At 71.4% G+C, this 24461-nt stretch carries 24 protein-coding genes and 1 pseudogene; 9 read left to right on the forward strand and 16 right to left on the reverse strand.

Features of this window, described 5'->3' with window-relative positions; genetic code table 11:
* Window positions 1-19: 19 nt before the first annotated feature.
* Window positions 20-1597: a hypothetical protein gene (locus AB0F88_RS24715; protein WP_362688380.1), complete on the reverse strand. Its 1578-nt coding sequence runs from the start codon at window positions 1595-1597 to the stop codon at window positions 20-22.
* A gap of 110 nt (window positions 1598-1707) precedes the next feature.
* Here AB0F88_RS24715 and AB0F88_RS24720 point away from each other — a divergent pair, with 110 nt between their 5' ends.
* Together AB0F88_RS24720 and AB0F88_RS24725 are read left to right on the forward strand one after the other, a co-directional pair.
* The gene (locus AB0F88_RS24720) at window positions 1708-2943 is read left to right on the forward strand and encodes a HAMP domain-containing sensor histidine kinase (RefSeq protein ID WP_362688383.1); all 1236 of its coding nucleotides are present in this window, start codon (window positions 1708-1710) and stop codon (window positions 2941-2943) included.
* A complete protein-coding gene (locus AB0F88_RS24725; RefSeq protein ID WP_362688386.1) occupies window positions 2940-3614 on the forward strand; it encodes a response regulator transcription factor in 675 nt (224 codons plus the stop codon). Before AB0F88_RS24720 ends, AB0F88_RS24725 begins: the two co-directional genes overlap by 4 nt.
* Before the next feature lie 10 nt (window positions 3615-3624).
* Here AB0F88_RS24725 and AB0F88_RS24730 read toward each other — a convergent pair whose 3' ends face one another.
* From AB0F88_RS24730 to AB0F88_RS24740, 3 genes and pseudogenes are all read right to left on the reverse strand, one after another.
* The gene (locus tag AB0F88_RS24730; protein WP_362688389.1) at window positions 3625-4122 is read right to left on the reverse strand and encodes a DUF1203 domain-containing protein; all 498 of its coding nucleotides are present in this window, start codon (window positions 4120-4122) and stop codon (window positions 3625-3627) included.
* Between the two features lie 224 nt (window positions 4123-4346).
* Window positions 4347-4595 (reverse strand): zinc ribbon domain-containing protein, encoded by a 249-nt coding sequence (locus tag AB0F88_RS24735; RefSeq protein WP_362688392.1) that lies wholly within the window; start codon window positions 4593-4595, stop codon window positions 4347-4349.
* Window positions 4505-4807, reverse strand: a pseudogene (locus AB0F88_RS24740) (hypothetical protein); the annotation flags it as partial. The pseudogene AB0F88_RS24740 and the gene AB0F88_RS24735, both read right to left, overlap by 91 nt.
* A 118-nt stretch (window positions 4808-4925) precedes the next feature.
* Between AB0F88_RS24740 and AB0F88_RS24745 the strand changes: the two are divergent.
* On the forward strand, window positions 4926-5486 hold the full coding sequence (locus tag AB0F88_RS24745; protein WP_362688394.1) for a cysteine hydrolase family protein: 561 nt from the start codon (window positions 4926-4928) through the stop codon (window positions 5484-5486).
* Between the two features lie 182 nt (window positions 5487-5668).
* Here the strand turns inward: AB0F88_RS24745 and AB0F88_RS24750 are convergent, their stop codons facing one another.
* Window positions 5669-6619: a superoxide dismutase gene (locus tag AB0F88_RS24750; RefSeq protein ID WP_362688397.1), complete on the reverse strand. Its 951-nt coding sequence runs from the start codon at window positions 6617-6619 to the stop codon at window positions 5669-5671.
* A gap of 155 nt (window positions 6620-6774) precedes the next feature.
* Between AB0F88_RS24750 and AB0F88_RS24755 the strand changes: the two genes are divergently transcribed.
* Window positions 6775-7626 (forward strand): DUF72 domain-containing protein, encoded by an 852-nt coding sequence (locus AB0F88_RS24755; protein WP_362688400.1) that lies wholly within the window; start codon window positions 6775-6777, stop codon window positions 7624-7626.
* A gap of 197 nt (window positions 7627-7823) precedes the next feature.
* On the opposite strand, the gene AB0F88_RS24760 is transcribed toward AB0F88_RS24755, so the two are convergent.
* The 4 genes from AB0F88_RS24760 to AB0F88_RS24775 form a co-directional block, all read right to left on the reverse strand.
* Window positions 7824-9323: a DHA2 family efflux MFS transporter permease subunit gene (locus AB0F88_RS24760; protein WP_362688403.1), complete on the reverse strand. Its 1500-nt coding sequence runs from the start codon at window positions 9321-9323 to the stop codon at window positions 7824-7826.
* Window positions 9324-9396: 73 nt separating this feature from the next.
* Window positions 9397-9885, reverse strand: coding sequence for a MarR family winged helix-turn-helix transcriptional regulator (locus tag AB0F88_RS24765; RefSeq protein ID WP_362688406.1), 489 nt, complete (start codon window positions 9883-9885; stop codon window positions 9397-9399).
* A gap of 202 nt (window positions 9886-10087) precedes the next feature.
* Entirely contained in the window at window positions 10088-10957 is an 870-nt protein-coding gene (locus AB0F88_RS24770) for an aminoglycoside phosphotransferase family protein (RefSeq protein WP_362688409.1), read from the reverse strand.
* A 363-nt stretch (window positions 10958-11320) separates the two neighbouring features.
* Window positions 11321-12268, reverse strand: a complete 948-nt coding sequence (locus tag AB0F88_RS24775) for an AraC family transcriptional regulator (RefSeq protein ID WP_362688412.1) — start codon at window positions 12266-12268, stop codon at window positions 11321-11323.
* Window positions 12269-12375: 107 nt separating this feature from the next.
* On the opposite strand from AB0F88_RS24775, the gene AB0F88_RS24780 reads away from it, so the two are divergent.
* Window positions 12376-13422 carry an aldo/keto reductase gene (locus tag AB0F88_RS24780; RefSeq protein ID WP_362688415.1) on the forward strand — a complete coding sequence of 349 codons (1047 nt, stop codon included), beginning with the start codon at window positions 12376-12378 and terminating at the stop codon, window positions 13420-13422.
* A gap of 33 nt (window positions 13423-13455) precedes the next feature.
* Window positions 13456-14421 carry a serine hydrolase gene (locus AB0F88_RS24785; RefSeq protein WP_362688418.1) on the forward strand — a complete coding sequence of 322 codons (966 nt, stop codon included), beginning with the start codon at window positions 13456-13458 and terminating at the stop codon, window positions 14419-14421.
* A gap of 309 nt (window positions 14422-14730) precedes the next feature.
* Here AB0F88_RS24785 and AB0F88_RS24790 read toward each other — a convergent pair whose 3' ends face one another.
* The 3 genes from AB0F88_RS24790 to AB0F88_RS24800 form a co-directional block, all read right to left on the reverse strand.
* On the reverse strand, window positions 14731-14976 hold the full coding sequence (locus AB0F88_RS24790; RefSeq protein WP_362688421.1) for a hypothetical protein: 246 nt from the start codon (window positions 14974-14976) through the stop codon (window positions 14731-14733).
* A gap of 147 nt (window positions 14977-15123) precedes the next feature.
* Window positions 15124-16017, reverse strand: coding sequence for a L,D-transpeptidase family protein (locus AB0F88_RS24795; RefSeq protein ID WP_362688424.1), 894 nt, complete (start codon window positions 16015-16017; stop codon window positions 15124-15126).
* 206 nt (window positions 16018-16223) lie between these two features.
* Complete coding sequence (locus AB0F88_RS24800; protein ID WP_362688427.1) at window positions 16224-17090, reverse strand: GNAT family N-acetyltransferase; 867 nt, start codon at window positions 17088-17090, stop codon at window positions 16224-16226.
* Between the two features lie 502 nt (window positions 17091-17592).
* Between AB0F88_RS24800 and AB0F88_RS24805 the strand changes: the two genes are divergently transcribed.
* Together AB0F88_RS24805 and AB0F88_RS24810 are read left to right on the forward strand one after the other, a co-directional pair.
* Window positions 17593-18105, forward strand: coding sequence for a SigE family RNA polymerase sigma factor (locus tag AB0F88_RS24805; RefSeq protein WP_362688430.1), 513 nt, complete (start codon window positions 17593-17595; stop codon window positions 18103-18105).
* Window positions 18102-19331: a hypothetical protein gene (locus AB0F88_RS24810; protein ID WP_362688433.1), complete on the forward strand. Its 1230-nt coding sequence runs from the start codon at window positions 18102-18104 to the stop codon at window positions 19329-19331. The genes AB0F88_RS24805 and AB0F88_RS24810 overlap by 4 nt, the downstream gene beginning before the upstream one ends.
* Window positions 19332-19581: 250 nt before the next feature.
* On the opposite strand, the gene AB0F88_RS24815 is transcribed toward AB0F88_RS24810, so the two are convergent.
* Genes AB0F88_RS24815 through AB0F88_RS24825 form a run of 3 tightly spaced genes read right to left on the reverse strand, consistent with a single transcriptional unit; the run spans window position 19582 to window position 22326 of the window.
* On the reverse strand, window positions 19582-19992 hold the full coding sequence (locus AB0F88_RS24815) for a Rieske (2Fe-2S) protein (RefSeq protein WP_362688436.1): 411 nt from the start codon (window positions 19990-19992) through the stop codon (window positions 19582-19584).
* Window positions 19993-20042: 50 nt separating this feature from the next.
* The gene (locus tag AB0F88_RS24820) at window positions 20043-21656 is read right to left on the reverse strand and encodes an ATP-binding protein (RefSeq protein WP_362688439.1); all 1614 of its coding nucleotides are present in this window, start codon (window positions 21654-21656) and stop codon (window positions 20043-20045) included.
* A 1-nt stretch (window position 21657) separates the two neighbouring features.
* Window positions 21658-22326 (reverse strand): response regulator transcription factor, encoded by a 669-nt coding sequence (locus tag AB0F88_RS24825; RefSeq protein WP_362688442.1) that lies wholly within the window; start codon window positions 22324-22326, stop codon window positions 21658-21660.
* A gap of 172 nt (window positions 22327-22498) precedes the next feature.
* Here AB0F88_RS24825 and AB0F88_RS24830 point away from each other — a divergent pair, with 172 nt between their 5' ends.
* Complete coding sequence (locus tag AB0F88_RS24830) at window positions 22499-23053, forward strand: hypothetical protein (RefSeq protein ID WP_362688445.1); 555 nt, start codon at window positions 22499-22501, stop codon at window positions 23051-23053.
* 282 nt (window positions 23054-23335) lie between these two features.
* Here AB0F88_RS24830 and AB0F88_RS24835 read toward each other — a convergent pair whose 3' ends face one another.
* On the reverse strand, window positions 23336-24427 hold the full coding sequence (locus AB0F88_RS24835) for a hypothetical protein (protein WP_362688448.1): 1092 nt from the start codon (window positions 24425-24427) through the stop codon (window positions 23336-23338).
* Between the last annotated feature and the right edge of the window lie 34 nt (window positions 24428-24461).

Here is a 24461-nt window from a genome sequence, read left to right on the forward strand (position 1 = left end):
ACCAGGAGGCGGCAGGTCGCTACCTCCAGCGTGGTCGCGGTCGTGATGCCGGGACGCTCCGGCGCGACCGGAGGCCGGCCAGGGTGAGGGCGGCCGCGGCGTAGCCGCAGAGCACGGCGAGCCCGGCCCACCAGGCGAGGGGATGGTAGCCCGCCGACGGAGCGTAATGGGCGACCACCTGCGGATACTCGTGGATGCTCTGCTGGACGGCGAAACCGGCGGCGGGCGTGAGGCGCAGCAGCCACCTGGCCGTGTCGTCGGGCAGGAGCGGCAGGACCGCCAGGAGGTAAGGGAGGACGACCGCCGAGACCGCGACGAGGATCGCCGCCCGGGTTCGCCGCAACAGCGCGCCGAGGGCGAGCGCGAGGACGGCGGCGATCGCGAGCAGCGCCGCGACACCGGCGGCGACCCGCAGCCCCGTGAGGGCCGACGCGGGAATGACACCGAGGCCGTTGGCCCGCAGGATGCTCGGGCCGGCCGTCACCACGACCGCCGCGGAGACCAGTCCGGCCAGGAAGGTGACCGCGCCGATCACGAGGGCCTTCGCCGCCAGTGTCCGGCCGGTGAGTGGCGCGCCGCCGGTCACGCCCGGCCGGTACTCGGCGGTCACGAATCGCACGGCCACCACGAGCACGATGATCAGGCCGACGACGAGGCCGACGAGGCCGCTCTCCACGGGGTGGCCGCCATGGGGGCCGCTCGGCCCGATGTCGCCGGTTCCGGTGACGGTGAACGCGCCGTTCGACTCGACGAGCCCGGCCGCCCGGTGGTACTTCTCCCAGTCGGTGTGCCCCATCTCGCCCACGCTGCCGTGGCTCCACGCGCCGCCGGACGCGCCGCCCTCCACACTGACGTGGTCGAAGGTGGCGGTGGCCTGGGTGAAGCGCGACTCCGGGAGGCCCGCACCCAGGGCGACCGGTCTGAGCGTCAGGTCACCCGGGGACGTGACGAAGAGCCCGACCCGTACCGTTTCGGGCAGCGCGGCGAGGCGGACGGTGCCGACCTTCGCCCATCGCGTGCCGTCGGCCGACTCATAGCCGGTGATGGTGTCGCCGGAGCGGGTCAGGCGCAGCCAGCGCGGTCTCCCCGCCGAGACGCCGCCCGCGCGGCCGGCCGTGTCGTGGACGTAGTCGTGCTGCATCCGCACGCCGTGCGCGCCCGTGAGCATCAGCGCCGCGTAGGGAGAACCCTGCGCGACGCCGTCCTTGATGATGATTCCGGCCTTCGCCCAGGGCACGAGGCCGGGGACGATCTCGTCGTGGCCGGGCGGCGGATAGGTGATGACGCCGGTCATGGACGTCACGCGGACGGTGATGCCGCCGTTCTCGCCCAGGGGCCGGTGCACGAAGTAGAACGTGTCGCTCACCGGCCGGCCGTGCGGCCCGGCCGGATCGGTGGGGCAGGGGACCTCCACCGGGCCGTCGCTGCAGTGGGTGCCGCTGCCGAGGGTGATCGCGTGGAGCAGTCCGAGCAGGAGGATGACGAGGATCGTGGCCGCGACGGCGACCATCCGGCCCCGGGTGCGGAACCTCACCCACTCCTGGCGCACATGGGCGGTCAAGGACGGCTCGGTGGTCGTTCCATGGGTTTCTCGCATGCGGCCGGTTCTACGGACCCGGCCCTAACACGGCCCGAACCACCCCTGTCACGTCACTGTTAGGCCAGGTACCCCATCCTGGAGGTCCGCACGCGAACGGGAGAGGACCGATGAGCAAGCCGCGAGGCTCCGCACCACCGACGCGGACGGTACGGCAGCGTTTCACCATCCTGTACGCCGTCCTGTTCCTCCTCTCCGGCTCGGGGCTGCTGGCTCTCACCAACCTGCTGGCCGGCGCGAGCAGCGTGACCCAGCCGGTGCCCGGCCAGACCCCTCCCGTCCCGCGACCCGGCCTCGACCGCGCCCAGGAGCGCGTCCACCAGCTCGAAGCGCAGCTCTCGGACCTCCAGGCGGTCCAGTCGCACCGGCTCCTGGTGGGCTCGGTGATCGCGCTGGTCGTGATGGCGGGGATCTCGTTCCTGCTGGGCAGGGCCGTGGCCGGCCGGGTGCTGCGCCCCCTGCGGACGATCACCGCGGCGACACGGCGGATCTCGGCCGAGAACCTGCACGAACGGCTGGCCGTGCCGGGCCCCGCCGACGAGGTCAAGGACCTCGCGGACACCATCGACGGGCTGCTGGAACGCCTGGAGGCGTCCTTCGCCGCCCAGCGCCGGTTCGTCGCCAACGCCTCCCACGAGCTGCGGACACCGCTGACGACCATGAGGGCGTCGCTGGACGTGGCCGTGGCCAAGCCGGTGCCGGTGCCGGCGCAGACGCTGGCGCTCGCCGACCGGCTGCGCACCGAACTCGACCGGGTCGACAGCCTTCTGGAGGGCTTTCTCGACCTCGCCCGCGCGCAGCACGGCGAGCTCCACGGCCGCGTCCCGGTCGCGCTCGGCACCCTGGTGTCCGAATCGCTGGCCGCCCGAGCGGCGGACATCGCGGAGAGGGACCTGACCGTCGAGGCACACGTCCAGGACGCCGCATGGACCCGGGGCAGCCCGCCCCTGCTGTCCCGCATGGTGAACAACGTGATCGACAACGCGGTCGTCCACAACCGGCGCGGTGGCTCGATCCGGCTCGCGACCGGCACCGGGAACGACGGGGCGCGGCTGGTCGTGGAGACGGACGGGCCGGTTCTCGACCCGGAGCAGGTCGCCCGGCTCACCGAGCCCTTCCGGCGGCTCGCCGCCGACCGGACCGGCTCCGAGACCGGCGCCGGCCTCGGGCTGTCGATCGTCGCGGCCGTCGTCGGCGCGCACGACGGTGACCTGGCCCTGCACGCCCGGCCGGAAGGGGGGCTGCGCGTCACCGTCTCGCTGCCGCCGGAGCCCGCGCCGGAAGACGGTTCACGCGCCACGGTCTTCTCGCCGCCGGAGCCCGCGCCGGAAGGCGCCGCCACGTGAGGATCCTGGTGGTGGAGGACGCGCGCCCGCTCGCCGAGATCCTGGCCGAGGGGCTGCGGGATCAGGGCATGGCCGTCGACGTCGCCCACGACGGCCTGGCCGCCGCGGCGAAGCTCGATCTCAACGCGTACGACGTGGTGGTCCTCGACCGCGACGTGCCCGGGATCCACGGCGACGTCCTCTGCCAGATGATCACCGAACGGGACGGCCGCGCGATGGTCCTGATGCTGACCGCGGCCGGCTCCCCGGGAGACCGGGTCAGCGGCCTCACCCTGGGAGCCGACGACTACCTCGCCAAGCCCTTCCACTTTCCCGAGCTGGTGCTGCGCCTCCAAGCCCTGGCCCGGCGCCGGCCGTTCGCCCGCGCGCGGACACTGCGCGCGGCCGGGATCGAGCTCGACCCGGTACGCCGCACGGCCACCCGCGACAGCCGGCCGCTCGACCTCTCGGTCAAGGAGTTCGCGCTCCTCGAGGCCCTGCTGCGCGCCGGCCCCGGCTTCCTGAGCACCGAGGACCTCCTGGAGCAGGTCTGGGACGAGAACGCAGACCCGTTCACCAACACCGTCACCGTGACCATCGGGAGGCTGCGCCGCAAGCTGGGGAGCCCGTCGATCATCACGACGACACCCGGGGTGGGGTACCGCATCGCCGATCCCGCCGCCGGGGCGTAGCGCGGGAGGGTCAGGCGCGGTGCACCTCGAACAGGAAACAGCCGAACTCCACCGCCCGGACGTGCACCAGCGCCACGTCGGGGTCCGCGAACTGCTCCGCCAGGATGGTCTCCGCAGCGGTGGCGTCGCGGCTGACGTATCCGTCCACCAGCCGTCCGCCGAGGATGCCGCCGCCGGCGTCGTAGGCGCGGAAGACCCGCCGCTCACCGCACATGTCGACGGGGAAGCCCGTCCCGCCGGGACCCTCGCACGGCTCGGCGTGCACGAACACCGGGCCCAGTTCCTCGTACGGGCCGGGGTCGCCCCCGGTCCGCGCCGCCCACCGGCGCAGCGGCGCGTACGCGAGCAGGGCGAGTCGCTCTCCCGGGAGGCTACGGCGCAGGCAGCATCGCAGCGGGGAGCCCCCCTCGGTGTCGGTGACCATGCGGGGCGGACGCCCGGCGTCGTCGCGGACGCGTAGCTCGGCGGCGACCTCGGCCTCGATGGCGAATGCGCGGAGAGTGCTCATGGATCCATGCTCGTCCGCGCGGCCCCCGACGCGCTGGCGGAAATCGGCCCTGGTTGTGGACCCGGAGGGTGCCCTCCCCGGCTTCCCCGGATGCCGGTCCGCGGCGGCCGGGAGCACCCACGGTGACCATCGTGACGGCGGGCTCCTCGGAACGCCGCGGCTCTTCGGCACCGGGCGGGGGTGCCCGGATGTCAGGGGAGAGGATTTTCTGTCGGTGGGTGTGCCTACCGTGGACGGGCACAGGATTCCGGCGCGAGCGAGGGAAGACCGTCATGGACGGCGCCGCAGGCACATACCCAATCGCGGACGCCCAGCGGCATGGACCGCTGGGTGGTTCCGCACGCCGAGCACAGCTTCGAGGAGGGAAACCAGCGATCGACGAGCACAGGATCGACACGAACCAGCGCCCGGCCGCGTCCTTGGTCACGGTCACCGTGGACGGCTGGGCGCCCTCGGGCAGGGGGCGCGACCACACGATGTCCAAAGGCGCGTCCATCTTTGCGAGGGTGATCTGACCGTTTCGGTAGGTGAACGCAGAGCGGGTGTACTCGGCGCTTGCCCGGGACTTCTTGCGGGACTTGAACGTCGGGTACTTCGCGCGTTCGGCGAAGAAGTTCACGAACGCCGCCTGCTCGTTCGTCGGGTGGAAGCGGAACCTGCAGGCCCGCTTCACGATCTGCGCCACGCATCACGCTCTGCCACAAGAAGTTAACTGTGGACGTGTGTTCGATACCAGACCTGCGGCACTGCGCCGCGTTTCCTCTCCGGTCCAAAGTCCGGGGTCTCCACGCTGGAGGTATGCGATGACCACACTCGAGAACCGGCCGCACACCGCGCTTCTCGTCGTCGACGTGCAGAACGGTGTCGTCGAGGGGACCCATCGGCGCGACGTGGTCGTCGCGAACATTGGCGGCCTTGTCGAGAGGGCGCGGCGGGAGCGGGTCCCCGTCGTCTGGGTCCAGCACTCGGACGAGCAGCTCGCCAGGGGGAGCGACAACTGGCGGATCGTCCCCGAGCTGGCTCCGGACGACGCCGAGCCGCTCGTCGAGAAGCACTACAGCGACTCCTTCGAGGACACCACCCTCGAGGCCGTGCTGTCGGGCCTCGGCGTCGGGCGGCTCGTCGTCGTCGGCGCGCAGACCGACGAGTGCGTCCGCTCGACGCTTCACGGCGCGTTCGTGAGGGGATACGACGCGACCCTCGTCAGCGACGCCCACACGACGGAGGACCAGACGGAGTGGGGGGCGCCGCCGCCGGACCAGGTCATCGCGCACACGAACCTGTACTGGACCTACCAGACGGCGCCGGGACGGACGGCCGGGACGGCCGAGGCCAAGGACGTCGACTTCGGCGGCCCGTCCTGAGGTCTGTGTGACGCGGACGGCATCATCACGGGACGGGCACCGGGCCCGGGTCGCCGGGCGCGGATCACCGCGGGCCGTGGGAGCGGGTGGGGGCGGGTGGGAGCGAGTACGGCTCGTCGTCCCGCTCCCACCCGCCCTGCTTCGTGTCGAAAGGGCCGGCGGTGGCCGGCCTGAGAGAACGATCAGTGGCGCTCGACGGCCACCACGTTGTACGGGGTCGTCGGGGTGGGGGTCGTGGTGAAGCGGCCGTTGGGGAGATAGAGGCGGTCGCGGAAGGAGGCGACGGTGGTGGGGACGTCGAAGCGGCCGTCCGAGAGCTTGCGGATCACCTTCCCGGAGGTGGCGCCGCGGTCCAGGGAGAGGGACGTCAGGGTGTTCAGGAAGTTCTGCACGACGTGCAGGGTGCGGCCCTCCAGCAGCAGGCCGTCCCCGTTGACCAGGGACTCGGCGCCGAGGTCCACCAGGGTGGCCACGCCGGTCGAGGGGTCGACGCGGAACAGTTTGCCGGTGTTGGACTGGACGACGAGCAGGGCCCTGCGGTCGGGGGTCTGGGCGACGCCGTTGACGTTGATGCCGGTCGCGTAGGCGATGTCCCCGCTCAGCGGCACCTTCACCGCCTCGTCCGGCAGTGCTCCCCCGCGCCCGAACGGCAGCTTGTACAGCACGGGGTTGGTCGAGTCGGTGAAGTACGCCGCGTCGCGGGTGAGCACGACGTCGTTGACGAACGCGGCGCCGGTGGCGAGCCGGTAGCTCGCGAGCACCTTGCCGTTGCGGGTGTCGATCACGCGGGCGTCGCCGCCCGTGCCGCCGGCGACGAACAGCCTGCCGCGCGCGTCGACCTTGAGGCCGAGCGACGGGGTGCCAGGACCCGGATCGATGATCCGGCCCCTGCCCGTGCGCAGGTCGGCCCGGTAGATCGCGCCGGTCGCGCGCGAGCCGAAGTACGCGGCCTCTCCCGGGCCGACGGCGATCCCTTCCGGCTGGAAACCGTCCGGGAGGGGGAACTCGGTGGGATAGGCCGGTTTCTCGGAAGAGGCGGAGGGGGTGGACGCGTCGGCCCCGGATCCGGTCTCGGCCGCCGTGGCCGGGGCCGCCATGAGCACGGTGAGAAGCCCTGCTAGGAGAAATGCCACCTTCATTAAGGAACATCCCATCTGTCGCGAGTGCGATGGTCTACCCAAATGCTCACTTGGGTAATGGATCTACCGTATGACGCCCGGCTGTAGTGCTCCCGTAAAGCGCACCCGCCCGGACGACGTCCCTGCCGTCGTTGGATAGCGTCGAGGTCATGCGGCTTCATGTGGGATGCGCGATGTGGTCTCTCACGTCATGGCAGGGACGTTTCCTGCCCCATCCGCTCCCTCCCGGGGAGCGCCTGCGGTCCTACGCGACCTTGTGCAACGCGGTGGAGGGCAACACCACGTTCTACGCGACACCGGCGAGGGGCACGGTGGAGTCGTGGGCGCGGCAGACCGGCCCCGACTTCCGCCTGGTGGTCAAGCTTCCCAGGACGATCACCCACGAGGGGCACCTCACCGGCGTCGACGAGGAGGTTCGATCGTTCCTCGAGGCGATCGAACCGCTCGGGCCGCGAGCCCAGACCCTCTGGATCCAGTTGCCGGGATCATTCGCCCCGGCCGACCTCGGTACCCTGGCCGGCTTTCTCCACAGGCTCCCCCGCTCGCACAGGTACGCCGTCGAAGTCCGCCACCGCGCGTTCTTCGACGACGCGCGATCCGTACGGCTTCTCGAAGGGGTTCTCGCCCGCGCCGGTGCCGAGTGGGTGCCCTTCGACACCACCACTCTGTTCCGGAGCCCTCCGACCAGCGACGCCGAACGAGAGGCGTGGTCGAAGAAGCCGCGCATGCCGCGCAGGTCGGTCGCTCTCACCGACCGCCCGATCGTCCGCTACCTCGGCCGGGACGACACGGCGAGCACGATCGAGGGCTGGCGGGACTGGATCGGCACGGTCGCCGAGTGGCTGCGCGAGGGCCGCTCGCCGACCGTGTTCGTCCACACCCCCGACAACGCCGAGGCGCCGGCGCTGGCCCGTCGCTTCCACGACGACGTACGAGCCCTGCTGCCCGGGGTCGAGCCTCTCCCCGAGCCCGTGCCCGTCGAGCCGCTGACCCTCTTCTGACCGCCGAGCCCGCCGCCGCTCCTGGCCGCCGGGCCTCCCTCCGCCGGGCCTCCCGTCGCGCGGTGGTGAGCCCGGCCGTCCGCGCCGCGCGCGGCCGGGCCGGCTGCGGCGGTGATCAGGTGACCGGGCCGGTTGCGGCGGTGATCAGGTGACCGGGCCGGCTGTGGCGGTGATCAGGTGATCAGGTGACCGGGTGGTCAGGTGGTCTCCGGCCCGGCCGCCGGTGTGACGGGGGCCGCGTCCCGGGCGGTGGCGTCCGGCCTGGGCTGCCGCAGCACGACGAGCGCGACGGTGAAGGCGGCCAGGAGCAGAGCGGCGGCGACGCCGAAGGCGAGGTGGTAGCCGCCGGCCAGCGCGGCCGCCTCGCTCCCTCCCGCGGACAGCAGTTCCCCGGTACGCCGGGCGGCCAGTGTGGACAGCACCGCGACGCCGACCGCCATGCCGATCTGCTGGGTGGTGTTGAACAACCCGGACGCCAGGCCCGCGTCGTCGGCCCTGGCGCCGGACATGCCGAGCGCGGTCAGGGCCGGGAGCACCAGCCCGCCACCCGCGATGAGCAGCATCACCGGGAGCAGGTCGGTGACGTAGTTCGCGTTCACCGGCACGCGGGTGAGCCAGCCCATCGCCCCGAACAGGAGCACCAGGCCGACCAGCAGGACGGCGCGCTCGCCGAAGCGGGTGTTGAGCCGGGCGGAGAGGAACAGGGACACGCCGCCGATGGACAGCGCCGCGGGAAGCATCGCCAGACCGGTGTCGAGGGCGCCGTAGCCGAGGACCTTCTGCATGTAGAGCGCGACGATGATCTGGAAGGCGAACATGGCCGACAGCGCCAGCATCTGGACCAGGTTGGCGCCCGAGACGTTGCGCGACCGGAGGATACGCAGTGGCATCAGCGGGGTCCCGGCGGTCGCCTGACGGATGACGAACGCGGCCAGCAGGGCGAGCGAGACCGCGCCGAGGCCGAGGGTGTGGGCCGCGAGCCAGCCGTACTCCTCGATCTTGACCACGGTGTAGATGCCCAGCATCAGGCCGCCGGTGACCAGCACGGCGCCGATGGCGTCGGCCCCGGCGGCGAGCCCGGTCCCGCGCTCGCCCGGCAGTGCCCAGACCGCCAGCGCGATCGTGGCCAGCCCGATCGGCAGGTTGATGAAGAAGATCCAGTGCCAGCTGAGCGCGTCGGTGAGGACCCCGCCCAGGACCTGCCCGATGGAGGCTCCGGCGGCGCCGGTGAAGCTGAAGACGCCGATCGCCTTCGCGCGCTCCCCGGGTTCGGTGAACAGCGTCACCAGGATGCCCAGCACGACCGCAGAGGCCATCGCGCTGCCGACGCCCTGCATGAACCGGGCGGCGATCAGCATGCCGGGCCCGGAGGCCAGCCCGGCCAGCAGCGACGCGGCGGTGAAGACCACGTTCCCGGCCAGGAACATGGTCTTGCGGCCGATGAGGTCGCCCAGCCGGCCGGCCAGCAGGAGCAGGCCGCCGAAGGCGATCAGGTAGGCGTTGACGGTCCAGCTGAGCCCGGCGGGTGAGAAGCCCAGGTCCGCCTGTATGGCCGGCATCGCCACGGTCACGATGCTGCCGTCCAGGATCGTCATCAACATCGCGGCGGACAGCACGACGAGCGCGAACCAACGCGACGGGGGCGCGCCGGTGCGGGGCGGCCGGGAGGGCCGGGGGGAGGGTGCGGTGTGCGACATGGCCGTCTCCTGTTCGAAGGGGAACAGGAGAGACCGTAGCAGATAGTTTTGTTATAGACGATCCTTTACGGATTCACTTTGTGCGCTGCCGTGCCCGCCTGACCCCCTGCGGCGCCTCGGCGGGAGTGGCCAGATGGCCCGTCACCAGGCGGTTCATCGCCCGTACGAGCACCTCGGCCTCGTCCTCGGGCAGCGCGCCCAGCGCCGCCCGGTGCACGCCGTCGACGATCTCCTGGCTCTGCCGCGCGGCCTCCGCGCCCTTCTCGGTGACCGCGATGATCCGGGCGCGCCGGTCCGTGCTGGACGGGCGGCGCTCGGCGAGCCCCGCCTTCTCCAGGGCGTCGACCGTGACCACCATCGTGGTCTTGTCCATGTCGCCGAGCTCGGCGAGCTGGATCTGCGTGCGCTCCTCCTCCAGGGCGTGGACCAGCACGCAGTGCATGCGTGCCGTCAGCCCGATCTCGGCGAGCGCCGCCGCCATCCGGGTTCTCAGGACATGGCCGACGTGGTCCAGCAGGAACGACAGATCCGGCTCGGTGCGGGCGGGTGCCATGGCGGTCATGGCCCTACCCTAGCCAACCGGTACCGTTCTGGATTATCTGCAAGCGGAAGCACTTGGCGGGGCTCAGACCGTCGACCGGCCGATCAGCCGTTCACCCGGCCGGGTGAACGTGCTCGCCGGAGCCGCGTCGTGACCGCGAGGCCGGGCGCCGGGGCGCACGCCGATCGCGAGGACGGCCTGGCGCGCCCGTGCGCGGATCCCGTCAGGCGGCGTTCTCGTGGTCGGTGAGGACTTCGTGGATCACGTGCCGCGCGTTCGCCGCGAACACCGGATTCGTGTCCCGGTAGTACGGGAGCGCGATGAGCGCGATGGACAGGGCCCGCCCGCGCCCGCGGGCCCAGGTCGCGTCGTCGACCTGGAGGGCCGTGCGGAAGTCGTCGCGCACCTCGGCCGGGAGGAGGTTCCACGCGACGATCAGGTCGCAGGCGGGGTCTCCCACGCCCGCGGTGCCGAAGTCGATGACGGCGCCGAGCCGTCCCCGGACGAGCAGCAGGTTCCCGGGCATCAGGTCGGAGTGGACCCAGACGGGCGGGCCCTGCCACTCGGGAGTCCTCAGGGCTGCCTCCCACGCCGCGGTCGCCGCGTCGGTGTCGATCATCCCGCGCAGCTCGCCGAGCGCGACGCGCGTCGGAGCGTCCAGCCTCGCCAGCGGTCCGCCCCGGTAGGCGGGCGGCCCGTCCGGGAGATCGATCCGGCGGAACGCGGCGACGAACGCCGCCAGGTCCCCCGCGAGCGGGCCCGGCTCGGTCAGGTGACCGGCGGACGGGCTCTCACCGTCGAGCCAGCGGTAGACCGACCAGGGCAGCGGGTAGTCCTCGGCGGGCCTCCCCGCACCGAGCGGGACGGGAACGGGCACCGGCAGCAGCGGAGCGAGCCTCGGCAGCCACCGCAGGTCCTTCTCGACCTGCGCCGCGGAACCGGCCCTGCGGGGCAGGCGCACGGCCATGTCGTCACCGAGCCGGTAGATGGCGTTGTCGGTGCCGGAGGAGTCGAACGGCTCGACGGGAAGGTCCGCCCACCGCGGGAACTGTGCGGCGACCAGCCGGCGCACGAGAGGGACATCGTGCTCCATCTCATCCGCATGCATCCTGCCGGCACGCATGAGCACCTTCCTGACCTGGAGTGGGACCACCATGTGAAACGGGCGGCGCGACGGGGCCGAAGGACCGGGCCGCCCATCCCGCCGTACGCCGGACGACGTCCATCGGACCGGTCTCCGGACGCGCCTGTCAACTCATATACCGGCGGGAACGCGCACGCGCCCGGCGTTCGCCGGCGGCGCCGCCTTCTCCCGGGAACCGGTCGCCACGGTGCTCCGGTGGCCTCGTGCCCGCCACCGGAGGGGACTCGCGAGCCGGCCGGGGAACCACGGACCCGGCCACCGGCGAGCCGCTCACCGGCGTCGTTCACGAAGAGCTCTTTGCTCGCGGAGACGTCATTCGTAGACGGGCGGGGCGGCCGGCGGGGGCGGCTTCGCGGTCCGGTACCGGGCGGGCGGCTGGCCGGTGACGCGTTTGAAGGCGTTGCTGAAGGCGCTCTCCGAGGCGTACCCCCACTCGGAGGCCACCGAGGCGACCGTGCGGTCACCGGCGCGCAACGCCTCGGCCGCGGACCGGATGCGCCAGTGCAGCAGATAGTCCAGCGGCGGCAGCCCGACGAGGGTCTTGAAACGCAGGGCGAAGCTGGAGCGGGACATGTCCACCTCGGCGGCGAGGCCGGCGACCGTCCAGCGGCGGGTGGCCTGCTGGTGCATCAGGGTGAGCGCGGCGCCGATCTGCGGGTCGTTCAGCGCTCCCAGCCAGCCCGGGATGTTCTCCTCGCCGGCCAGGTGGGCGCGCAGCGCCTGGACGAACATGATCTGGGTCAGATGCTCGATCATCACCGTCGCCCCGAGCGGCTCGACCGCGGTCTCGTGGGTCAGCATCCCCAGCACGGGGCGGAGGGTCCGGGCCTGAGGGCTGTCGGCGGGGATGCGCACGGCCGGGGGCAGGCAGTCGAGCAGCAGCGTCGCGGTCATGTCGTCGAGGGTGATGCTGCCGCCGATGATGACGGTCGGCTCCGCGTCCGGGGTGCCGGCGCCGTACCGCACGTTCCTGATGTTGGGAGCATCGAGGTAGACGGCGTGGCCGTCCTCCGCCTCGATGTCCAGGTCGCTGGCGACCTCGTACGGCCGCCCGCCCGTGAGCAGGTAGCAGTCACCCGTCGACAGCCGCAGCGCGGGCGTGCCGTCGATGGTGAGCCAGCAGGCGCCGGACGTGATCGCACCGATCTTGATGTGCCGGTAGCTCCGGAAGCGCAGCGCCCAGCGGCCGGCGGCCTCGAAGCGCGAGGAGAGTGCGCTGCTGACGTTCAGCAGGGTCAGGACATCGGACAGGGGGTCCACGGTGACTCCGGACGATCTCGCATATATGTCGGACTCTTTCTTATGGATTGTCCAGGTAGGCGAGTTGTAGCGTTCCAACGCCCCCCTCATCTGGAAGGAGAAGGACGATGAAATACGCACAGCTCGGTACCACAGGAGTCTTCGTCTCCCGCGTCTCGCTGGGAGCGATGAGCTTCGGCGGTCGTGGCTCCCAGGTCTGGGAGGCGGTCGGCGCGCTGGATGTGAAGGACACCGACCACCTGGTGGGCACCGCGCTCGATCACGGGGTGAACCTCATCGACACCGCCGACGTGTACGGCGGGGGCGAGTCGGAGGAGCTCCTCGGCCAGGTGCTCGGGGCACGCCGCCGCGACGTGGTGCTCGCCACCAAGATGACCGCGCGGATGGCCGGTGGTCCCAACGACGTCGGCCAGTCCCGGCTGCACATCATGCGGTCGCTGGAGGACAGCCTGCGCAGGCTCCGTACCGACCACATCGACCTCTACCAGATCCACAACATCGACCCGATCACGCCCTTCGAGGAGTCCCTCGCCGCCCTCGACGACGCCGTGCACCAGGGGAAGATCCGCTACGTCGGCGCCTCCAACCTGACCGCCTGGCAGACGATGAAGGCCCTGGGCGTCTCCGAGCGGCGAGGATGGGCGCGATTCGCCTCCCTGCAGGCCCAGTACTCGCTCGCGGCGCGTGACATCGAACGCGAGATCCTCCCCCTGCTCCAGGACCAGGGGCTCGGCCTGCTGGTCTGGAGCCCGCTGGCCGCCGGCCTGCTGTCCGGGAAGTTCGACCGGACCGGCACGAGTGACGGAGGGGCGCGCCGCAACCGGTTCCAGTTCCCGCCGGTGAACCTGGAGCGCGCCTACGACGTCATCGACGTCCTGCGCGAGGTGGCGGCCCGCCACGAGGTCGGCGTGGCCCGCGTCGCGCTCGCCTGGGTGCTCTCGCGACCCGGCGTGAGCAGCGTCATCATCGGCGCCAAGCGCCCGGAGCAGCTCACCGAGAACCTCGCCGCCGTCGAGCTCGAGCTCACCGAGCGGGATCTCACCGAGCTGGACGCCGCCAGCGCGCTCCCGGTCGAGTACCCCGGCTGGATCCAGGCCGACCACTCCGACCGCTTCCCCCGGCAGGGCGCGTGGGAATTCACCCCGCAGAGTTGACCCTGACACGAGGGCAGGGCGTAGAACAGGATCATGAGAAGCGACACACTCACCGACCGTCTCGCCCTTGGCGTGGAGCAGGGCCGGCTGCCCGACCTCCACGCCGTGGTCGCCCTCCGCCACGACAGGGTGATCCTTGAGCACTACGGCGAGGGCGAGGATTTCCGGCTGAACGAGCCGCTCGGCCGGGTTCGCTTCACGCCCGACACGCTCCACGACGTCCGCTCGATCACCAAGAGCGTCGTCGGCCTCCTGTACGGCATCGCCCTGGCCGACGGCCGGGTGCCGGAGCCGTGCGAGCCGCTGCTGCGGCACTTCCCCGAGTATCCGGACCTCGCCGAGGATCCCCGGCGCGCCGCGCTGACGGTCGAGCACGCGCTCACCATGACGCTCGGCCTGGAGTGGGACGAGAGCGCCCCCTACACGAGCGCGGCCAACAGCGAGATCGCGATGGAACTCGCCCCCGACCGTTTCCGCTACATCCTGGAGCGGCGGATCGTGGACGAGCCGGGCAGCCGGCGGTCCTACTGCGGAGGCGCCTCGGCGCTGCTGGCGCGGCTCATCGAGAAGGGCACCGGACAGGCTGTGCAGGAGTACGCGCGCGCCAGGCTGTTCGAGCCGCTGGGGATCACGCGCTTCGAATGGTCGACCGGCGAGGACGGGGTGGCCCTGGCCGCCTCCGGGCTGCGGCTCACCCCCCGCGACCTGCTCGCGGTCGGGCGGCTCGTACGCGACGGGGGCGGCGGAGTCGTCCCCTCGTCCTGGCTGGAGACGGCGCTGCGCCCGCACGTGCGGATCGACGAGGGATCCCACTACGGCTACCACTGGTACGTGGGCGACACGTGGACGGGCGGGTTCGGCAACGGAGGCCAGCGGATCCACGTGGCACCCGCACTGGATCTGGTGGTCGCCATCACCGCGGGACAGTACAACAGGCCCGACCAGTCGACCGCCTCGGTCGTGCTCGACGAGGTGATCCTGGCGGGGATCGGACGCTGAAGGGCGTGACCGGCGGGGAAGCGTGACCGGCGAGGGGCGAGAGGAACGGGGAGGCGGGACGGCGGGGGCGGGAGGAACGGGAAAGCGGGACCGGCGGAGACGCGGGACCGGCGGGGAAGCGGGTGGAACGCCATCGGCCCGCGTTCCGCCCAGCCCTCGTCACCTGCCCGTTCTCACCGTTCCCACCCGTTCCCGCCGCTTTTCGCCAGATCGCCGCTTTGCGTCAGAGGCACCGGAGATGTCAGAGGCACCGGAGATGCCGAAAACGTCAGCGGTGTCGAGCCGAGCCCCGGCGTGGCCGCCGCACGGTCACGGATTCTTCGCCCGTGCGCGCTGCGTGACCGTGTTCCTCACGATCCACAGGACGCTCTGATGGATCGCCACCCCGGCGGCGACGTTGAGCACCCCCAGCGCGGCCGCCGTCACCAGTGATCCGTCGAGTCCGATGGCGTCGCCGGCCAGGAGCACGACGGGCCAGAACACGGCGGCGGCGAGGAGGGAGACCCGCCACCATCGACCGAAGACCAGGCCGAACAGGATCATGGTTGGTATCACGATTCACGCCCTTCGGAATGATCTGCCGACATCTTCATCATGACCTCGCGGCACCGGTTCTAAGCCCGCGAGATCGGTTCGATCGCCGTACCGGCCGGGATTTCCCGCCGCAAAGGCCACTTACCTGTTCAAGCTCGCCCGCGCGGTTCACCGGCGGCCTCCACCGTCACGTCCCGTTCGATGGCCGGTGGAGCGCGCGGGTCGCGAGGAGTGCGGGTGCGAACGGTGCGGAGCCTTGGGAGGCCGTGCCTTGGGGATCCGGGAGCGTTGTTCCCCGTGTGCCTTCGGACGGCGCTCGGCGGGCGCCTCCGAGCGGCGGACGTATACGGGAACGCCCGGCTGGAGGAACCGGTAGAGGTCGAGGGCGTTGTGCAGCGGGACCCGGACGCAACCGTGGGACGCGGGGTAGCGGGGGACGAGGGTGGAGCCGTGGATGGCGATGCCGCCGTTGAAGTAGACGGGGTAGAACATCGATCCCAGGATCCCGGTGGACCAGCCGGGAACCCGCACTCCCACCCGGTAGTCGCCGAGCGGGGTCGCGGCGAACCCGCAGTGGCCCTTCTCGCAGTACGGCCTGCGGGCACCGGTCGAGATGTGGGTCACCAGCACGGGTTTCCCGCCTCTCCACGCCGTGAGGAGCTGGCGCCGTAGATCGATCTCGGTCCTTTCCGGCTCCCCGCCCGCCACCAGGGGCCTGACACGACGAGGGTGCAGGAGGGCCTGCCAGGTCGGCGCGTCGATCCTGTCGACGGGTTTCAACCCGTTCGCCTTCTGAAAGGCCCATACGGTCATGCGTAAAGCGGGATCATACGTGGGGCTGAGATTTCCCGGGGGGAAACCCAAATCTTTAAGTCTTTTCTTTGCGTTGTGCACTTCCATTCCCCTGCTGCCTGTTTTCAGGGTCGTGAACTGGTCTGGCAGAGGGACGTGCCGGGAATCGGGGGCGGGGTCGGCCACGGCGTGCGTGACGCTGAAGGGGAGGGTCGTGACCAGGGCGAAGACGGTGCTGGTGATGAGGGAACGCTGAACGGTGCTTCGCATATGTGACGTCTATCCGTCGACAGGTGCGATTAACCCTGTAATGCTACTTGCCAGGGAGTAAGACTTATACAGCCGCGTGCGGTTCAAGGGTTATCTCGGGAGAATTTTCCCTGGAAAATATGCATATATTTCCAGGCGGCGTTATGTGATGATATTCGATAAATACTTCTGAAACCGCTGGGCGTGCTCGAGGGGACTCGGCGGGGTCAGCGGGGACGCGAGTAGCGGGCCGTCCGGTCGCGGGCGCGGAAGCCGAGTGCCTCGTACAGCCGTGCGGCCACCGGATACCCCGCGTCCCCCCGAGGGTGGACGATCGCGGTGACCGCTCCCGCCTCCCCGAGCCGGCGCAGCGCGTGCAGGCAGGCCGCGCGGGCCAGCCCCATCCGCCGGAAATCCGGGTGCGTGCCGACCGGCTCCAGTTCCCCGACGCCGTTGGCGTCGTCCAGCCAGATCAGGCAGTACGACGCCAGGCGGCCGTCCGGGGCCTCGACGACGCGGTCCAGTTCGCGCCGGTAGGGCCACGCGCCCATGACGTTGCGGTAGCTCTCCTCGGTGACCGACGAGGGGGCGAACGCCGCCCGGTGCACGGCCACCCGCGCGGGCACGTCCTCCTCGCCGCGCACGTGGCGCGCGACGAAGCCGGGAGGCACCTCGGGTTCCGGCAGATCGCGCAGATCGCGTGACATGCGCAGCAGGAAGGGCGCGTCCGCTGGCTCCCGCCGGTAGCCGTGCCGGGACAAGGTCGCGGCGAGTCGCCTCTCGCCCTCCAGGATGGTCACCCCCGCCTCGTCGCGGAACCAGTCGAGCACCTCGTCCGCCAGCTCGGGATGCTCCGGATGCACGAACATCTCCAGCTCGCCCGGGGGCATCGCCCAGCCCCACGCCAGGGTGTCACCGTCGCGCTCCCACAGCGCCGTCGGCCACTCCGCCTCCCGCCCCACGTGCTGGAACCTGCCCCAGGCGAGGCCTCCGACGTGCGGCCGGGCGGCGGGACCCCAGGTCGCCCGTACGAGTTCCTGCATCTTTCGCAGGTCGGCGGCGCCCTCGTAGGGGCGTACGGTGACGTCACCCATCGGTCTCACGTCCTTTCCTCGGGCGGTTCCACGGACCGGACCAGCCCGCACGACCGGATCACGGACCCGCTGAACGGCTGAGCATGTGGATCGCCGGACCACCGGATCCCGCACCGCGTATTCTTTCGCCGCTTCTCGCCGGAGCACACCCTGACGATCCTCTCTTCCTGGAAGCACACGCGGATCCGTCCTGACCTTCCCCGCCGCCGCGCGAAGCGATTGATTCACGTGAAACCTTCGCCGATGTCCTGGGAAGACCACCCCGCCCCACCTTCGCCCGCGAGCCTCCCCCTGCCTCCGCGCGAACCGGCCCCGCGCGAACCGGCCCCGCGCGAACCCCCCCGCACGGAGGCGCGCGTGTGGAGGCGCGCGTGTGGAGGCGCGCGTGTGGAGGCGCGCGTACAAAGCGACCCCGGACAACTTCGCGCTGATTTGTACGGCGGGGAGACATAGTGGCGTCCTCGCGGAGCGTCATAGGGGTAACCGCAGAGTGGAGGTGACCGTGGACGCCGCAGAGGAGCGACGTTTCCGCGAGTTCGTCTCGGCGCGATCGCCCGCGCTGATGCGCCTGGCCTTCCTGCTGACCGGAGGTGACCAGCACGCGGCGGAGGACCTGCTGCAGACCGCGCTGGCCAGGACGGTCGCCCGGTGGAGCCTGGTGGAGACGCCCGAGGCGTACGTCAGGCAGACGATGTACCGCCAGCAGGTGTCGTGGTGGCGGAGACGAAGGGAGACCGTGGTCGCGGAGCCACCGGAGGGAACGGTGGCGGACGGCACGCACGGCGTGGACCTGCGCATCGTCATGCGCCGGGCACTGTCCCGGCTCACCCCCCGGCAACGGGCGGTGCTGGTGCTGCGCTACTACGAGGACCTGCCCGAGGCGGAGGTGGCCGGGATTCTCGGCTGCTCTGTCGGCACGGTCCGCAGTACCGCTCACCGTTCCCTGGCCCGGCTGCGCGTCCTGGCGCCGGAGTTGGGGGAGCCGTACACGATTTTCGGGGAGGTGGCGACGTGACCATCGACGAGTTGGTGAGGCGGACCCTCAGGGAGTGGTCGGCGGAGGCGGACGTACCGCCGGGGGATCTGGCGGGGGCCGCGCTCCGGCGGCGGCGCAGGAACCGGTTGCGGATGTTCGCGGTGGTCGCGGGGGCGACCGCGACCGTCGTCGCGGCGGCGGTCACCGTGCCGGCCCTCGTTCACGGGGAGGGACCGCCCGGGAACGACGAGCCGGTCGTCGCGGTCGTCGCGGAGCCCGACCCGTCCAGGGAGACCGCGGCCGATCCGGAGTCCTCACCGCCGAAGACCCTGGTGGCCGCGGGCGGGGTGGCCGCCTACTCCTTCTACACCTGGAAGGAGGAGAAGATATCCGCTGATCGGCAGGTCATGAAGCTGACCTGGAGCCGCTACAACAGGGACAGCGGCGTCTACGAGCGGACTCCGTGGGCGTGGCTCGACGTCGTCAGGGGCGGCGAGGCGGCCGTGTTCCTCGAGGAGATTCCCGCGACGCGGGTCGGGGTGCTCACCGGTCGCGGCGCGGAGGTTCGCTGGATCGCCCTGGAACGTCCCGCCTCGGCCGTCCGCATGTCGCCGGACGCGACCCGGCTGCTGCTCACGAACTACTCCGCCAACCCCGACGAGTCCTACATTCCCGTGGACAACGGCCAGAGGGGCATGCCGCAGAGCCGCATCGGCTTCACCGTCGTCGACCTGGACGGCGGCCGGTCCGTCTTTCACGCGGTGGCGGCGGATCAGGAGGCGGGGTTCGGCGGCCGGAACGACTTCCAGTGGAGTGACGACGGCACGCTGGTCTGGGAGAACCACTCCTCCGCCTCGACGACCAGGAAGTACTACGACCTGGAGGGCAAGGAGCGGCCGGCCCCTTCCCGGGAGGCCGAGACCCACCAGCGGGCCGGGCTCTCGCCGGGCGGCACACGGCTGGCCGTCGAGAGTCCCGACCGGAGCGCGATCGTCGGGATCCAGGACCTGTCCACCGGCGAGACCGTCCCGCTCGCCGCGGTCGCCGGCTACTGGATCGAGCAGGCCGTTGCGTGGGCGGACGACGAGCGGCTCGTCGTCTGGGCCTGCGAGCGGAAGGGCGCCCAGGTCTGTGTGGGCGGTGAGTTCCGCAACCGGCTGCTCCTGGTGGGCCTGAACGGTGGCGAGGCCGTTCCCCTCAGTGGCTTCCGGAAGAACAGCCAGCAGGAGGGCGAATCCTGGACGCCCGTCTTCACGGACCGCTGACCCCGCTCTCTCGCGAGCCGCCTACGCGCCAGGTGTCACGCGAGCGGCTCGCGAGGGCCGGTCCGCCTGGCCGGCACATCCGCTCACGACCGGCACACCCGCTCACCGGCCGGCACATCCGCTCACCGGCCGGGCACACCCGCTCAGGTGGCGAACGTCGCGAGAGCGGTTCGTACGGGCCGCTCGACGTGGCGGGCTTCATGCGCGTCGCGGGAGCGGTCCGCGTGGAGTGCGGGTGAGCGCAGGCCGGTCAGCTCAGCCGGATGACGCCCTTGGAGACCCTGATCTTCCTGCGGACCAGCGGCCGCTTGGCGGGGCCCCTGGCCACCGAGCCGTCGGCGATCCGGAACCTGCTGCCGTGGCAGGGGCAGTTGATGGTCCCGCCGCGGATGGTCGACACCGGGCAGCCCTGGTGCGTGCACTTCGCGCTGAAGGCGCGGAAGGTGCCCTTGACGGGTTGGGTGACCACCCATTTGCCGTTGATGATCCGGCCGCCGCCGACGGGAATGCTGCTGGTCCTGGCGAGGATGGGACCCGCGGCCTCCTGGGTGTCCTCGGAGGCCTCTGCGGGACGTACCCATGCGGTGGCCGACGCGATCGCGGCGACGGCGCCGCCCGCGAGACCTCGGAAGATCATTAAACGACGGGTGGGAGCGGGCATGCCGGGCCTCCTGGGGCGTGAAGGGATCCGTGATAGATCACGTGTGTGGTTCATATCACAGGAAAACGGGCCTGAAGCCATGCTCCTCGATCTTTCCCCGCCACACGCAGGCTGCCGCCGTGCCGTACCGCGATGTCCCTGGCGATGGCCAGCCCGAGACCCGCACCGCCCGCGTCCCTGTCCCTGGCCTCGTCCAGCCGGGTGAACCGGTCGAAGACCGCCTCGTGGTGCTCGGCGGGAATGCCCGGTCCGTCGTCGAGCACGTCGAGCACCGCCTCGCCGCCGTCCGTGGCCAGCCGGACGGTGACCGCGGAACCCGCGTGACGTACGGCGTTGTCCACCAGGTTGGCCACCAGACGCCGCAGCTGCCCGGCGGAGCCGAGGATCACGGTGTCGGCCGCCACCTCCAGCGTGACCCCGATCTCCGGCCTGGGGCGCGACCTGGCCGCCTCCTCGGCGGTCACCTGGCCGAGGTCCACCTCCTCGTGACAGATGGGCTCCCCGGCGTCCAGGCGGGCGAGCAGGAGGAGATCGGAGGTGAGGGCCTGGATCCGCTCCACGTCGGTGAGCGCCTCGGCCGCCAGCGGTCCCGGCCGGGCCAGCTCCAGGCGGGTCCGCAGGATGGCCAGCGGGCTGCGGAGTTCGTGGGCCGCGTCGGCGACGAAGCGCTTGTGCCGGCTGACCGCCAGTTCGAGACGGTCGAGCGTGCGGTTCATGGTCTCGGCGAGGCGGGCGATCTCGTCACGCGACCTGGGTACGGGGACTCGCCGGTGCAGGTCGCTGGCGGTGATGTCGGCCATCTCGGCGCGGATGGCCGAGACCGGTGCCAGCGCCCGGCCGACGGCGAGCCAGGTGAGGGCGGCGACCAGCAGGAGCAACGCGGGAATACCGGGAAGCAGCAGGCCACGCAGGGTCGTCAGAGCGTCCACCGTGGGTTCGAGTGAGGCCCTGGCCTGCACGAACAGCGTGCCGTTGGCGGTGTCCACGGGCATCGTGGCCAGGGCGAAGGAGTCACCGGGAGCCCATCGGGCCACCTCGGCGGACTGGAGCGCGGCTCCGCTCGCGATGTTTTGCACGGCCGGCACGGGAGCCGCCGTCACCTTCCCGGTGGACGCCCCTGACGGCTGCGCGCCCTTTCCCCCGGACGTCCCGGACGGCGCGGTCCTTCCGGACGGCTGCGCGGCCTTCCCGCCGGGCGCCCCGGACGGCTGCGCGCCCTTCCCGCCGGACGACCGGAGGGCGACCGGGCCGGGGCCGGGGAGCGTCGGAGCCGCTGGAACGGGATGCGTGAAGATCTTGACGTCGGGGTCGAGGAGGGCCGGCTCCGAGTGCCCGGCGGTATCGGTCCGCGGTCTGGTGACGGTCACCACGGTGGCCGACGGAGCGTCGATCGCCCACGCGGAGGGCTCCGCGACGCCGGCGGACGTGACGTCGAACGCCGGGACGTCGAGCACCAACGTGCCGCCGGGGAGCACGTCGGTGGTGGCGCCGGCGAGAACGTCCGCGGTGGCGCCGGCGCGGCGGGCGGCCTCGTCGGAGGCGCTCCGGGTCAGGCTCCCCGTCAGCACGCCGACGAGCACCGACGCCGCCACACCCAGCGCGACCGCGACGATGGCGGTCGCCGCGAGGGTCGCCCGGAGCCGTACCGACATGCGCGACGCCATCTCAGGCCTCCAACCGGTAGCCGGCGCCGCGTACGGTCACCAGCGACGAGCGGCCGAACGGAGAGTCGATCTTGCGACGGAGCGCGCTGACGTAGACCTCGACGATGTTCGGGTCGCCGTCGTAGGCGAAGTCCCACGCCTGAGCCAGCAACTCGCCCTTGGAGACCACCTCGCCCTGCCTGCGCGCCAGGCCGTGCAGGACCGCGAACTCCTTGGGAGTGAGGGAGATCTCCACCTCGCCGCGGCGGCAGCGGAGCCCGGCGGGATCGACGATCAGGTCGCCGACCGCGATGGACACCGGCCTCGCCCTGCCGCCCCTGCGTACCAGCGCGCGCAACCGCGCGAGCAGCACCACGTAGGAGAACGGCTTGGACAGGAAGTCGTCCGCGCCCGTGTCCAGGGCCTCGGCCTCGTCGTGCACCCCGTCCTTGGCGGTGAGCATCAGGATCGGCGTCCAGTTCTCCGCGTCGCGAAGTTTGGCACAGACGGTGTAGCCGTTCATCCGGGGCAGCATGACGTCCAGCACGATCACGTCGTACGGGTTCTCGGTCGCCATCCACAGCCCGTCGCGGCCGTCGTACGCGACGTCGACGGCGAATCCCTCGCCCGCCAGCCCCTCCTTCAGGAGGTGGGCCAGGCGTTTCTCGTCATCAACCAGTAGCACGCGCATGCCGCCCAGCCTGCCGTACCCCGCCTAAAGCCAACCTGAAGACGATTTCCGGCGCCTTCAGGCTGGGTTCAGGCAACGGGCGGGAACCTGTGATCTCCAGAACGGCATGCCGGTCCGCTCACCAGTCCACCTGCCGGTTCGTCCGCCGATTCGTCTGACAAGGAGAACATCCATGCGTATCCGCATGCTCGCCGCCGCCGTGGTGACCGCGGGGGCTCTGATGGCCACGCTGACCGGAGCCGCCAGCGCCGACGACACACCGACCCCCGCCCCCCTGCCCGAGGACGGTGTCGTGCTCATCGACTGCGAGGGGGGCGGCCAGGTGACCCTGACGACGCGCCGGCTCACCGAGGCCGAGCGCGAGAAGCTGGAGAAGGAGGGATCCGCTCTCGCGGTGCCCGCCCTTCCCGCAGTGCCGTCCGGGCAGGCCGGTGAGACCAGGAAGCCCGAGGCCGGACACGTCACGATCACCGAGGACATCCTGGTGGCGCGGCCGGACGCCGAGCCGCCCGCCCTGCCCGAGGGCGCGACCCCGCCCAAGAGGATCAAGGTGATGGCCGCGCCCGCCCTTCCCGAAGGCGCTCCGAAGCCCGGGGAGGTGGCCACGCTCTCCGCGGCCGTGCCCGCTCCCGAGGGGGCCGCGGTCACCGAGGTCAAGGTGACGGGCAAGCACTCGGAAGGCGACGTGCCCACCGTCACCTGCGTCAGGAAGGCCGAGGAGAAGTGACCTCGGGGACACCCCGGCGAGCCCAGGGGTGTCCCCGCGAAGACCTGCGAGCCGGCCGGGGCATCCGTGCGGGAATACTCCGGCCGGTTCGCAGCAGTCCCGGAAACGAGTCCGGCCGGTTCGCCGCCGGTTCGGAGGTGACTTCGGCCGGTTCGCCGCCGGTGCGGAGGCGATTCGGGAAACCCGCACGGAAATCCTGTTCCGTGCGGTGGTCGGTCCCCGGGGGACGGCTTGTCACGTGCGGGGGCCGGTCCCCGGGGGACGACCGGTCACATGCGGTGGTCAGCCCTCGGGGAAGGACGGGTGCGGGCCCAGGGCCCAGTACTCGTACAGGCCGTAGCCGATCCGGCCGTCGTACTCGAAGCGGCCGACCGCGTCGACCATGCCCCACATCCTGGGGGCGTCCTCGGGCAGCGTGTGGGTGACGCCCTGCACCACCGGGCCGGGACCCTGGTACATGCCGTGCTTCCAATCCGATTCCAGGCCATATCCGGTGCCCACCATCAGGTGCACCGGGAGAATCGGGACGCAGCGCAGGTCGAAGGGTTTCCCGTCCGGCGGGGAGAAGGAGATCGTCGCCTCGCGCACCTCCCGGGTGCCGTCCACGTACGTCGGGCGGTACTCGGGACGGCCGAGATACTCCTCCTCGCCCTCCCTCGGAGAGCCGAACCCCCACACGCGCACCGCCTCCTCCAGCACCCGGCGGCCCTTCTCGTCCTCCTGGATGATGCACAGGATGGCGTGGTCGTCGAACTGGACGGGCGCGTAGAGCCAGTAGAAGGTGCCCGCGTTGCGCGCCTGGATGCCGGGGGGCTCGGGCTCGCCGACCGGGCGGATGCCCCACGAGCGGTCGCGGGTGCCCTGCCAGCGGTCGGGGGTGACCTCGACGCGCTCGTCGCCGACCAGGATGTGCCCGGTCCACCGGCCGGTCTGGGCCATCCGGGAGGAGTCGAACACCACGCGCTCCTGCCAGCGGAGGAAGTGCCTGGGTTCCAGGGTGGCCGGTACGGTGCCCTCCCAGGTGAGGTCGAAGGACAGGCCGTGTTCCGTGGCGTCGAGCACCACCCGCAGCCGCCGCAGGCCCTCGATCACCTCGACCCTGAACGGGCCGACCCGCGTGTCCATCCGGTCGCCGCCGAGTTCCCGGGAGGCCCGGACCACGCGGTGCAGGTTCCGGTACCGCACGCAGGCGAACGCGTCGGTGACCCCGAGGTTGGGATACTGGCCGAGGCCGACGATGAGCATCAGCTCGTCGGACCCGGCATGGCAGTTGAAGTAGTACCGGTCGTAGAAGTTGCGGTCCGACGTCGTGACGTGCCGCATCACCTCGGGCGACTGGTGGACGGGGTGGTCGTCGAGGGGCGACAGCGTCATCGGTGCTCCTTGGGTCCGAGGAACACGTTCTAAC

It is taken from the genome of Streptosporangium sp. NPDC023963, from assembly GCF_040639135.1.
Taxonomy (GTDB): domain Bacteria; phylum Actinomycetota; class Actinomycetes; order Streptosporangiales; family Streptosporangiaceae; genus Streptosporangium.